This window comes from Caballeronia sp. INML1 (assembly GCF_023631085.1).
GTDB lineage: Bacteria > Pseudomonadota > Gammaproteobacteria > Burkholderiales > Burkholderiaceae > Caballeronia > Caballeronia turbans.
Window position 1 is genome coordinate 39,205 of the sequence record NZ_JALQDT010000076.1, and the last position, 11,947, is coordinate 51,151.

12 protein-coding genes and 1 pseudogene are annotated in these 11,947 nt (G+C 63.4%); 8 read left to right on the forward strand and 5 right to left on the reverse strand.

What is annotated here, in order from left to right; all coding sequences use genetic code 11:
- Window positions 1-27: 27 nt before the first annotated feature.
- Window positions 28-936: a transcriptional regulator GcvA gene (gene gcvA, locus NCR38_RS30410; protein ID WP_250478101.1), complete on the forward strand. Its 909-nt coding sequence runs from the start codon at window positions 28-30 to the stop codon at window positions 934-936.
- Between the two features lie 250 nt (window positions 937-1,186).
- Entirely contained in the window at window positions 1,187-2,350 is a 1,164-nt protein-coding gene (locus NCR38_RS30415) for a phytanoyl-CoA dioxygenase family protein (protein WP_061121373.1), read from the forward strand.
- A 5-nt stretch (window positions 2,351-2,355) separates the two neighbouring features.
- Here NCR38_RS30415 and NCR38_RS30420 read toward each other — a convergent pair whose 3' ends face one another.
- From NCR38_RS30420 to NCR38_RS30440, 5 genes are read right to left on the reverse strand one after another with little or no spacing between them, the layout of a single operon-like run.
- Window positions 2,356-3,078, reverse strand: coding sequence for a FadR/GntR family transcriptional regulator (locus NCR38_RS30420; RefSeq protein ID WP_061121336.1), 723 nt, complete (start codon window positions 3,076-3,078; stop codon window positions 2,356-2,358).
- 7 nt (window positions 3,079-3,085) lie between these two features.
- Complete coding sequence (yjfF, locus tag NCR38_RS30425) at window positions 3,086-4,108, reverse strand: galactofuranose ABC transporter, permease protein YjfF (RefSeq protein WP_096031964.1); 1,023 nt, start codon at window positions 4,106-4,108, stop codon at window positions 3,086-3,088.
- Window positions 4,105-5,160 carry an ABC transporter permease gene (locus NCR38_RS30430; RefSeq protein ID WP_061121335.1) on the reverse strand — a complete coding sequence of 352 codons (1,056 nt, stop codon included), beginning with the start codon at window positions 5,158-5,160 and terminating at the stop codon, window positions 4,105-4,107. The genes yjfF and NCR38_RS30430 overlap by 4 nt, the downstream gene beginning before the upstream one ends.
- A complete protein-coding gene (locus NCR38_RS30435; protein ID WP_061121334.1) occupies window positions 5,153-6,673 on the reverse strand; it encodes a sugar ABC transporter ATP-binding protein in 1,521 nt (506 codons plus the stop codon). The genes NCR38_RS30430 and NCR38_RS30435 overlap by 8 nt, the downstream gene beginning before the upstream one ends.
- Window positions 6,674-6,679: 6 nt before the next feature.
- Window positions 6,680-7,639, reverse strand: coding sequence for an ABC transporter substrate-binding protein (locus NCR38_RS30440; RefSeq protein ID WP_061121333.1), 960 nt, complete (start codon window positions 7,637-7,639; stop codon window positions 6,680-6,682).
- A gap of 404 nt (window positions 7,640-8,043) precedes the next feature.
- Between NCR38_RS30440 and NCR38_RS30445 the strand changes: the two genes are divergently transcribed.
- From NCR38_RS30445 to NCR38_RS30470, 6 genes and pseudogenes are all read left to right on the forward strand, one after another.
- The gene (locus NCR38_RS30445) at window positions 8,044-8,211 is read left to right on the forward strand and encodes a hypothetical protein (protein ID WP_250478102.1); all 168 of its coding nucleotides are present in this window, start codon (window positions 8,044-8,046) and stop codon (window positions 8,209-8,211) included.
- A 3-nt stretch (window positions 8,212-8,214) separates the two neighbouring features.
- Window positions 8,215-8,397, forward strand: a complete 183-nt coding sequence (locus tag NCR38_RS30450) for a DUF6726 family protein (RefSeq protein ID WP_061121331.1) — start codon at window positions 8,215-8,217, stop codon at window positions 8,395-8,397.
- A gap of 1 nt (window position 8,398) precedes the next feature.
- The gene (locus tag NCR38_RS30455) at window positions 8,399-9,019 is read left to right on the forward strand and encodes a hypothetical protein (RefSeq protein ID WP_061121330.1); all 621 of its coding nucleotides are present in this window, start codon (window positions 8,399-8,401) and stop codon (window positions 9,017-9,019) included.
- Window positions 9,020-9,039: 20 nt separating this feature from the next.
- Window positions 9,040-9,708: a flagellar basal body L-ring protein FlgH gene (locus NCR38_RS30460; RefSeq protein WP_061121329.1), complete on the forward strand. Its 669-nt coding sequence runs from the start codon at window positions 9,040-9,042 to the stop codon at window positions 9,706-9,708.
- 603 nt (window positions 9,709-10,311) lie between these two features.
- Window positions 10,312-11,016: a DUF6531 domain-containing protein gene (locus NCR38_RS34380; protein WP_250478103.1), complete on the forward strand. Its 705-nt coding sequence runs from the start codon at window positions 10,312-10,314 to the stop codon at window positions 11,014-11,016.
- Window positions 11,016-11,947: pseudogene (locus tag NCR38_RS30470) on the forward strand (type IV secretion protein Rhs); the annotation flags it as partial. The gene NCR38_RS34380 and the pseudogene NCR38_RS30470, both read left to right, overlap by 1 nt.

Genomic DNA, 11,947 nt, shown 5'->3' on the forward strand with positions numbered 1-11,947 from the left:
GTAGTCGTGTTAGAAAATCTCTTGTGAATGAGACCGTCATTGCCTTCGCTCAACGCGCTGCGCGCCTTCGAGGCTGCAGGGCGGCTCGGCAGCTTCAAGGAAGCCGCGGCCGAATTGCATGTGACGCAAGGGGCGATCAGCCAGCAAGTACGCCTGCTCGAAGCGTGGCTCGGCGCGTCACTGTTCGAGCGCCATAACCGGCGCGTCGTGCTGACGTCTGCGGCGCGGGCTTATCTCGCGGAGATCGGTCCGCTTTTCGATCAGCTTGCGCAGGCCACCGCGCGCTATGGCGTGTCGGCGAAGGTGTCGCGCACGCTGACCGTGGATGCGCCCGCGACGTTTACCTTGCGCTGGCTCGTGCCGAGGCTCGAAAAATTCCGCGTGCGTCATCCCGACGTCGAAGTCAGGATCGAGACGTCGAACGAGCCGGTGGAGCGCCTGAAGGATGCCCATGACATCGTCATCCGTGGCGGCCCGGACACGTTCTATGGGTACACAATGCGGCCGTTTCTGGAAGAGTCGCGCTTGCCCGTGTGCAGTCCGGCGCTGCTGCGCCGCTTGCCGCTGCGAACGCCTGAAGACTTGCGGCGGCACACTCTGCTGCATACGTCGAGCTTGCCGCGCGTCTGGCCTGACTGGCTCGCGCAGGTGGGCCAGTCCGCGCTCACGCCCGCGGCGGTGCTGACGTTCGATCACTTCTATCTGACCTTGCAGGCGGCTGTCGATGGCATGGGCGTCGCGATGGGCCCGACCGCGCTCGTCGCCGACGACCTCGCCGCGGGACGGCTCGTCGCGCCGTTTGCCGGTCCGCGTTTGCCGTCGCGCAGCTACTGCACCTATATCGCCGATGAAAAGGCCGGAGACGATCTGATCGTGCTGTTTCGCTCGTGGCTGGAGCACGAGGGCCAGGCGTTCGAGATCGAGCATGAAGGGTGAATACCTATGCGCACGTGCGCAAAGTGATCGGCTATATCAAACGGCACCCTCGCGCAACGTCCGCACGACGTCGAGCATTCGCACTGGCGTTATTCGCTGATGAACTGGGGCCACGATCCGCTGAAATGAGCTTCAGCCGCTTTCTGCAAGACGGTCCGTTTTCATCATCGAGGCTTGATGGTTTTTTGATGTATCGATGATGGTCCGCTTTTCGCATTAGCCGTTATGCTTGAGGAAAACGGAGCAAGACATGAACGAGACGAACTGGTACACGGAAAGCGGGTGCTCGCTCGACGCGTTTTCGAGCCTGCTCGAGCGCGACACCGCGCAGAAGCTGATATTCGCATCGGATAGTCGAAGCCGGATTCCGCTCTACGATTGCGGCGCGCTTGCCGAGGTGCTGCACGATTCATCGAAGATCATGGCATTGCAGGCGGAATGGGCGACGGTGCTGCGCGATGGCGCGGGCGTGTTCGTACTGAAGCGCGCGTATGCGGACACCGGCCCCGTAGACGAAGCCACCGCGATTTTCGAATCCATCATCCGGCAGGAGCACGCGCGAGGCGCGAGCGCGGGCGATCATTTCGCAAAAGCCGGCGCGAACGATCGCATCTGGAACGCTCAGGAAAAGCTCTGTCTGCAAGCACCCCGCGTTTTTGCGCGCTACTTTGCGAATCCGTTCATCGAGTGTGCCGCGCGAGCGTGGCTCGGTCCCGGATTTCAGATGACGTCGCAGGTCAATGTCGTGCGTCCGGGCGGAGACGCGCAAGAGGCACATCGCGACTATCACCTCGGATTCCAGACGGCGGATGAAGTGCAACGCTATCCGGCACACGTCCACGCGATGTCGCCGTTTCTCACGCTGCAAGGCGCGGTCGCGCACAGCGACATGCCCGTCGAGAGCGGCCCGACGAAACTGCTGCCGTTCTCGCAACGTTATCGCGAGGGTTATCTCGCATGGCGCCGTGCGGACTTCCGCGCGCACTTCGAGGCTCACTACGTTCAACTGCCGCTCGAAAAGGGCGACGCGCTCTTTTTCAGCCCGGCGCTCTTCCATGCGGCGGGCGCGAACCGCACGCACGACGTGCAGCGCATGGCGAATCTTCTCCAGGTGTCGTCCGCGTATGGCCGCGCGATGGAAACGCTCGATCGCGCGCGCATGTGCGAAGCGATCTTTCCGGTGCTGCTCGACATCAAGTCGACGGGACGAATGAACGATGCCGAGCTCGATGCGGTCATCGCGTCGTGCGCGGAAGGTTATGCGTTCCCGACGAATCTGGATCGCGATCCACCCATCGGGGGTCTCGCGCCGAAGAGCCAGCAGGCGCTGCTTCGCCAGGCGCTCGATGAAGCCTGGTCCGCCGATGCCTTCGAAAAGGCACTGAAAGACAACGCGTGGCGCCGGAGCACGTAAGGCCGCTATTCCTGATACACCGCCGACAGCACGCTTTGTGCATCGGCGAGCGCGTTGTCGAGTTGCACGAGACTCGCATGACGCGCGCCGAGCGGATCGCGATTCGCGATGGCGGTGAGAATCGCCTTGTGCCGCGGCAATGAGAGCGCATGCGTATCGGGATGACGGCTCGTGAGTTTGATCGACTCCGACAGCGCCAGCGTCAGCATGTGTCCGATGTACATCAGCATGTCGTTGTGCGTCGCCGTCATGATGGCGCGATGAAACTCGAGATCGGGCGCGAGCAGTGCCTCGGGCGTGGGCGCGTGCGACATGCGCTCGAATGCGTCACGGATACGCGCGACATCGTCCTCCGTTGCGTTCGATGCGGCGAGCGCGGCGGCGGCAGGCTCGACAATCCTGCGCACCACGAGCAGCGATTGAAAGAACTCGCCTTCATGCACGCTGTTGATCGTCCAGAAGAGCACATCGGGATCGAGCGTATGCCATTCATCGCGCGCACGCACGACGCTGCCCAGACGCGGCTTCGACAGCACGAGCCCTTTCGCGACCAGCACGCGGGTCGCTTCGCGCAGCACGGGCCGGCTCACGCCATACGCTTCGCATAGCTTCGCCTCGGCGGGCAGGCGGTCGCCCGGCTTGAGCCTGCCGCTCACGATCTCGATGCCGAGTTCCTGCACGATGCGCGCGTGCATGCTCTTGCGGGGCTGTGGATGGCGATAGTCCATAGCTTCGTCAGCGCTTCGCCGCGCCGCGGTCACCGAACGCCCGCTGCGACAGACAGAACACGAGCAGCAGCGCGCCGACCGCGATCTTGGTCCACCACGAACTGAGCGAGCCGTCGAATGAAATCAGCGTCTGAATGATGCCGAGCAACAGCACGCCGAAGAGCGTGCCGATCACATAGCCGACACCGCCCGTCAGCAACGTTCCGCCGATGACGACCGAAGCGATCGCATCGAGTTCGAGGCCCATCGCATGCAGGCCGTAGCCCGACAGCATGTAGAACGTGAACAGCACGCCGCCGAGCGCGGAACAGAAGCCCGACAGCGCATAGGCGCCGATGGTCGCCGCATTCACCGGCAAGCCCATCAGCAGCGCGGAATGCGGGTTGCCGCCGACCGCATAGATGGTGCGTCCGAACGGCGTGTAATGCGCGACGAACACGGCGGCGGCGAGCACGACGAGCGCGATCACCGCGCCGAGCGAGAGCGACGCGCCGCTCATCACCGGTATGCGAATCTGCGACACAGCGGCGTACCACGGGTCCGTGATGCTGATCGAGTCGATGCTGATGAGATAGCACAGCCCGCGCGCGAGAAACATTCCGGCGAGCGTGACGATGAACGGCTGCAGGCGAAAGCGCGCGATCAGCCAGCCCATCAGCGTGCCGAACGCGGTGCCCATCGCGAGCACGAGTGGAATCACCACGAGCGGATGCCAGCCCGCCTTCTCGACGAGCGCGGCGGAGACCATCGTCGTGAGCGCGATGACCGATCCCACCGACAGATCGATGCCGCCCGACAGAATCACGAATGTCTCGCCCACCGCGACGACGATCAGAAACGCGTTGTCGATCAGCAGATTCAGAAAGACTTGCGGCGAGAAGAAGCCGGTGTACATCACCGAGCCGAGCACGGACACGGCGATGAAGAGCGATACCGTCGCGGCAAGCGGAAGGTAGCGGCTGCGCGATGTCTTGCGCGGCGGCGTATCTTCCTTGCGATGCTGCGTGAGCGTGGGCAGGCCCGAATTCATCGGCGCACCTCGCGGTCAGGAAGAGGGCGGCGCGCGAACTTCGCGACTGTCGCGCGGAATTCGCCCGATTGCAGCATCATCACCGCGAACACGACGATCGCTTTCACGACGAGATTCACCTCCGGCGGCACGCCGAGCGAATAGATCAGATAGGTGAGCGTCTGGATGATGAGCGCGCCGATCACGCTGCCCGCGAGCGTGAAACGGCCGCCCGTCAACGCGGTGCCGCCGAGCGTGACGGCGAGGATGGCATCGAGTTCGAGCAGCAGGCCCGCGTTGTTGCCGTCCGCGCTTTTTACATTCGAGCTGATCAGAATGCCGGCGACGCCCGCGCACAATCCGCTGAATGCATACGCGCCGAGCGTGAGCCTTCGCGCCTGCACGCCCGCGACGCGCGCGGCGGTCGGATTGATGCCGATCGCCTGCAGAAAAAGCCCGAGCGCGGTGCGTGTAATGGCGAGATAGAGCAGCACGAACACGAGCGCGACGATAAGAATCGACACCGGCACGCCGAGCAGATAACCGCCGCCGAAGAAGAAGTAGGGCGAGTAGTAGATCGTGATGATCTGGCCGCTCGTGATGAGCTGTGCTATGCCGCGTCCCGCGACCATGAGAATGAGCGTCGCGATGATCGGCTGCATGCCCGCGCGCGCAACGAGCAGGCCGTTCCACAGCCCGCACAGCAACGCGACGCCGAGCGCGGCCACGATCACGACGGGCAGTGGAAAGCGCGTGACGGTGCCCGCGACCGACCCGCCGATCGTCCATGCGGCGACCGCGCCCGCGATGGCGACGACCGCGCCCACGGAGATATCGATGCCGCGCGTCGCGATCACGATGGTCATGCCGAGCGCGACGACCGCGAGCGGCGCGGCGCGGTTGAGGATGTCGACGAGGCTGCCGTAGAGATGATGATCGCGCCATTCGACATGCAGGAAGCCCGGATTGAAGGCCGCGTTCAGCGCGAGCAGCAGCGCGAGCGTGACGATCGGCCAGCCGAGCCGATGCTCCATCGCCGAACGCAGCATTCCACGTCGCACGGTGTCATCCATGTTCGGCTCCGATCATTTCGCAGACGGTGTCCTCGCTCGTTCCCGCCGGTAGCTCGCCGACCTTGCGACGGTCGCGCAGCACGACGATGCGGTTGGCGATGCGCACGACCTCCGAGATTTCCGACGAGATGAAGAGCACCGCCATGCCCGTCGATGCGAGGCGAAGTATCTCGTCCATGATTTCCTGTTTTGCCGCGACGTCGATGCCGCGCGTCGGCTCGTCGAGAATGAGCAGACGCGGCTCGGTCGCGAGCCATCGCGCGATGAGCGCCTTTTGCTGATTGCCGCCGGAGAGCAGGCCTATCGGCATGTCGAGCGTCGCGGCCTTGATGCCGAGCGCGCGCACGAAGCGTTCGGCGAGCGCGTTCTGTTCGGCGCGCGTGAGGCAGCGTCGCGCGCCCATTCGCGCTTGCAACGCGAGTGCGATGTTCTCGCGCAACGACAACTCCGCGACGATGCCATCGGCCTTGCGCTCCTCCGGACAAAATGCGATGCCATGACGGATCGCCTGGGCGGGCGTCGCGAACGAAACCGGCGTGCCATCGATGCGCAGTTCGCCTTCGTCGGGCTTCTCCAGACCGAAGAGCAGCTTCGCAAGCTCGGTGCGTCCGGACCCGAGCAGCCCCGCGACGCCGACCACTTCGCCCGCACGTACGCGCAGATCGAGCGGTTGCAATTGTCCCTTCTGGCCGAGCCGCACGGCGTCGAGCACGGCGTTATCCGTCGCGCTCGCCTCGGACTCTTCGGGCGGCGCCTGACGCGCTTGCGCTGCGGCGAGCTCGCGCCCGAGCATCGCTGCGATCAGCGCCTGCGTGCCCAGCTCGCTCGCGCGCCATTCGCCCACGCGCCGGCTATTGCGCAATACGGTGATGCGATCGGAGATCGCGTAGACCTGATTCAGAAAGTGCGTGACGAACAGAATGGCGAGACCTTGCTCGCGCAGCCGCCGCAGCACGTCGAACAGGCGGCGCACTTCGTCGTCGTCGAGGCTGGAAGTGGGCTCGTCGAGAATCAATACTTTCGACGACAGCTTCAGCGCCCGCGCGATCGCGACCATCTGCTGCACGGCGACCGAATAGCTCGTCAGCACGCGCGTCACGTCGATATCGAGACCGATGCGCGCAAGCAGCTCGCGCGCCTGCCGGTTCGTCGCGTCCCAGTCGATGCGATAGCCGTGCAGCGCGCCGCGCCGCGGAAAGTAACCGGCGAAGATGTTCTCCGCCACCGACAGATTCGGGCAGAGATTCACTTCCTGATAGACCGTGCTGATGCCGAGCTTCTGCGCTTCGAGCGGCGACTCGGGGCGAATCGCGCGACCGTCGAGCACGATTTCGCCGGCGTCGAGACTGACGACGCCGGTGAGCACCTTGATGAGCGTCGACTTGCCGGCGCCGTTCTGTCCCATCAGCGCGTGAACCTCGCCCGGATAGAGGGTGAGGTTCACGTCCTGCAGCGCATGCACGCCGGCAAAGCGCTTGTCGATGCCGCGCAACTCCAATACGGGTGAAGTCATCGGAGATCAGTATTTGCGATTGGGGAATTCCTTCGCCGCGACCTCCATCGGGAAGATGCTTTCCTGCGTGACGATACGCTTGGGCACGGACTTGCCGGCCTTGATGTCCTTCACGACCGACATCAACTGGGGCCCGAGCAGCGGACTGCATTCGACGGATACGTTGAGCTTGCCCGCCATCATCGCTTCGAAGGCGCCCTTCACGCCATCCACTGAAATGATGATGATGTCCTTGCCGGGCTTCATGCCGGCTTCCTCGATCGCCTGGATCGCGCCGATCGCCATGTCGTCGTTGTGGGCGTAGAGCACGTTGATCTTTTTGCCTTCGGCCTTGAGGAAGGCTTCCATCACTTCCTTGCCTTTCGCGCGCGTGAAGTCGCCGGTCTGCGAACGGATGATCTTGAACTTCGGATCGGACTTGATGATTTCCTCGAAGCCCTTCTTGCGATCGATCGCGGGCGCGGAACCCACTGTCCCCTGCAACTCGACGATATTGACCGGCCCCGGATTGCCTTTCTCCTTCTCGACGAGCCACCGGCCCGCCTTGCGGCCTTCCTCGGTGAAGTCCGAGCCGATGAACGTGACATAGAGCGTCTCGTCCTTGCTGCTGATGGCGCGGTCGGTGAGCACCACGGGAATCTTCGCGTTCTTCGCTTCGACGAGCACCGTTTCCCAGCCGGTTTCGACGACCGGCGAGAACGCGATCACATCGACCTTTTGGGCGATATACGAGCGAATCGCCTTGATCTGGTTTTCCTGCTTCTGCTGGGCGTCGGAGAATTTGAGGTCGATGCCCGCCTCCTTCGCGCTCGACTTGATCGACTCGGTGTTCGCAGTGCGCCATTCGCTTTCGGCGCCAACCTGCGCGAAGCCGAGCACGATCGGCTTCTGTGCGAAGGCGGGTAGCGGGAGCATGGCGCTCAGGGGCGCGGCGGCCATCGCGACTAACACGGTGCGGCGTTTCATGTCAGTGGTTCCTCCATCCGTTGGCTATTTATTCGACTTTGTTCGAGTGATTCTGGAATAACCTGTTAATTCGTTGTTCTATTTATCTCTTTGCCGTTCCGGTATTTGGGTTTTTATACTGCCGATGCAACGGCGCCGAGATAGATTGACTATATGAAGCTATCCGGCCACTTTTAATTCACGTTAACCCGCTTTTTCGGGCGAAACAGTCATACCATCTCGCGGCTTTCGCCGCATTGCAGCATCGTTTCGAACGAAGTGGAAAGAACCGGTAACACCGGCGTAATGCCTCGTAAGCACCCGCGAAAAGCGTGTTTTTTTCGCGCGATCGTCACATCGCGGGCTCATGGAAGATTGCCCCGTTGCAATCCGCAACGGTCTTTCATCTTCAAGGAGCGCGCAGCATGAACGTCACTGGCCCGAGCACTCAACACACGACGCAAACGTCGTCGCACACGTTGCCCATCAAGCGGGGTGGCGATAACCCGACCGTAGACACCGCCACACCGAAGGCGAAGACGACGCCGAGCAATCCGGCGCATCTCGGCAATCACGTCGACACGACCGCGTGAATCATGGCGACGTTCTTTCGTCTCGTGCTCGCGTGCGCCGCGCTCGCGGCGTGTCCGCTCATGCTCGACGGCTGCGCGCTCGCCGCGTTGCCGTGCCGCGTGACATCTGCCGCGCTGAAGATCGTGCCGGTCGTGGGTCATGCCGCGTCCACGCCCTTCGATGCCTGCGCCACCGCCATCGACTGACATGAAGCGAACGTTCCTTCGCTGCGCCTTGCTCGCTTGCATGGCGATGCCCGCATTCGCCGCGGCGCAAAAGCCGTTCGACTTCCGCGGCCTGCGGCTCGGCATTTCGCTCGATGCCTTCCGTCGCGAGGAACCCGCGCGCGCGACGCCGCCGGGCAGCGTCGCCGTATGCGACACGGACCTCGAGGCCGCCTCGCTCGGCATGGTGCTGCGCGATGCGCACAGCCTGTCGATCGCCTGCAAATGGGCGCATCGCACGCAAAACGGATGGAGCGAATCGCTGGCGGTCGTCGATGGCACGCCCGCGCGCGATCACGTGCTGCGCTTCATGGCGATGCCGGGCGATGCGTCGCCGCGGCTCTATCGCATGTCGTTCGTGATCGATGCGCGCGTGGCCGATGACTTCGCGCAAGCGCTGACGTCGAAGTTCGGCGGGAGTCGTGTCGAGCGCGCGAACGGCTACCAGACGCGGACATGGGAGAACGCGGCGAGCTCGATCACGCTGGAGGCGAACGGCGCCGCGGCCTCGGCGCGCGTGATCTATCGCCTGAAGGCCTACGAAGCGTGGCTGCGCGATACCACCGACAGATGGCGGCTCGCCGCCGTTCACGACGCGCCCTGAATCGAAGGAGAGGATTGTTCATGAAACTGGCGTCAATGCCATGCGCGGCGTTCGTGCTCGCGCTCGCCGCGTGCTCGTCGTCGGGGTCGCGCTCGATCGTCGAGATGCCGACTTATGCGCCGGCCGTCGCGCAGCCGGTCAACGTCAACACGCTGGGCGCGATCTATCAGGCGGGCAGTTCGGCATCGCTCTACGAGACTTCGCGCGCGCAGAAGGTCGGCGACGTGCTGACGATCCGGCTCGCGGAGTCGTACCAGGGCAGCAATACCGCGGATGCCAGCGCGACCCGCGCGAGCAGCATCAGCGCCGAGGCCGCCGACAAGTCGAGCGGGGCGGCGGCGCGGCTCGCGCGTCTTTTCAATGTCGGCTCGGCGGATACGTCGTTCAAGGGGAACGGCAGCACCAGCAATCTTTCGGCGATGAGCGGCACGCTCGCGGTATCGGTCATCGGCACGTTGCCGGGCGGCAATCTCGTGGTCGCGGGCGACAAGATCATCGCGATGAGCGGCAATCAGGACCGGCTGCGATTCTCCGGCATCGTCAATCCGAAGGATATCGAGGCGGGGAATTACGTGGCGTCGAACAAGGTGGCGAATGCGCGCATCGAGCAGGCGGGCGTGGGAATGCTCGCGGATTCGACGACGATGGGGTGGTTGCAGCGGCTGTTCATGAGTGTGCTGACTTTCTGATGGTGATGCGGGGCGCGTTGATCCTGCGCGTGGTTTGCGAAATCCAGCGCTGACGAGCTTCGCTTTTTGCCATCGCAGATGGTCTGCGTCGATCGGATGAACCGCTTGCAGCGTGATTCCGTGTGTGTCCCCCACGAGAGTCATCCGGGATTTTTGGTGCATTGATTAGGATTACTAGGTTTGCTTTGATTTAAGCCGTGGTTTAGAAAGACGGTTCGATTCCTCTCAGGCGCGAAAGCGAGAATGAATAACTGGCATCCGGACGTATCGCAACAGTTCGCCGGGGAATTGGCTCCCGAAACGGGAGGCCACGCGTAATGGCGCTGCTTGCAGTTACCCACCTGACGCCGGTCATCGGCGTGGACGTTCATCTGATCCAGACATTCGCAGGCCCCACGCTACCGCTGCCGCATCCGCACGTAGGCATGGTGTTCGATCCGATGGAGTACCTGAGCCTCTTGCCAGAGGGCGTCGGCAACATGGTGTCGATGGGCATGATGGCGATGGGCGCGGCCTCCATCGTCAAGATGGGCATGCGCAGTTTTGGCGCGGCGGCGGTCGGCGTGGCGGCGATGGCCGTGCAGAGCGCCGCTGGCGGAGGCGGTGGACCCTATCCATGTCAACGGCCTGATGCGCACCACCGCGGGCACCCAGACCATTCATGTTCCCGGCCTGCATTTCCCGATTGGCGGCACGTTCACGGGCCCCGACGCGCCCCGGCCATCCAGCAACAGCGAATCGTTCCTTGGCAGCCTCACCGTGCGCGCCAACGGTGACCCGATGTCCTACGCCGTGTTGCCCGCGCTGAGTTGCTGGTTCGTGGGGATGCTTTCGCTCTCTCACAACGCTGAACACAGCAAGCGCGGCTCCGCCTCGCTGCCGACCTCGATGATGCTGCCGATTCCCGCCTCACGCCCAGTATTGGTTGGCGGTCCACCGGTGCCGAGCATCGCGGCGCTCGCGGGCATGGCGATGCAAGCCGCACACGCCCACGCGATGAACCAGAAGCCGAAGTTCTGCGACGTATCGCGGGCGATTCAGGATCGACTAGGCGATGGCAAGTGGGGCAGGTTCCTCAGCAGCGTCTGCCAGCGTGCCTTCGGTGAACCGGTCGATGGCGTGACTGGCGAAGTGATCGTCGAGCAGCGCGACTTCACCGTGCGCGGGCGTTTGCCGCTCGTGTGGCATCGCTACTACGCGAGCCATGACATGTTGCCGGGCGCGGCGGGCCACGGCTGGCGCACGCCTGCTGACATCCGCCTCGATTTGTTCGAGCACGACGACGAAATCGGCGGCATCGTCACCTGATGGTGCGCCATACGGATCGTAACGGCCTGTCGTTCTATTACTCGCATCAACATCACGACGATGGTCTCTGGCGCGTCGATCATGCGTGGGGCGATGGTGGGCTGTACGACTATCTTTTCGAGTACGACCTGACGCATCTGGAAACACGCATCATCGATTCGCTTGGCGGCGTGACACTCCTGCAAGCCGATGCACGCGGCCTGCCGATCATGCTGACCGATCCGATGGGCGGTGTCTCCAGCTACCACTACGACGGATTGGGCCGCACCACGTCGATGGTCGATCCGGCGCGCAACCGCACGACGTGGGAATACGACAACTTCGGCAATGTCGTGAGCCAGACGCTCCCCGATCGAGGCCGCGTCTGCACCGAGTACGACGAAACCCTCAGACCCGTCGCGATCACCGATCCCGAGGGCGGCGTATGGAAACAGGCGTGGGATGCGCGCGGAAATCTGGTGCGACAGACCACGCCCGAAGGCATCGAGACGGCGTTCGAATACGATGCGCGCGGCCAGCTCGTGCGGGTCGACGATGCGGCCAAACAACCCACGACGCTCATCTACGACACGTTCGGCTATCTCGCCGAATTAATCAACGCGGCGGGCCGAAGCATCCGCCTCGCGCACGATGCGCGCGGCAATCTGCTGCGCCGAGAAGCGCCCGGTGAAGACGCCACGTCTTATCGCTGGGACGCCAAGAATCGTTTGAGCGCGTGTCATTTGCCCGGTTCGCGGGACGTGCTTTGCGAGTATGACGCGCAAGACAATCTGATCCGCTATACCGACGAAGCCGGTCAACTCACGAGCTATACCTATTTCGGTCAAGGGCGGCTGCACACGCGCACCGATCCCGATGGCAGCGTGACGCGCTATCACTACGATACGGAGGAACAACTTGTCGGCGTGAGCAATCCGCTCGGGCAGCAGTG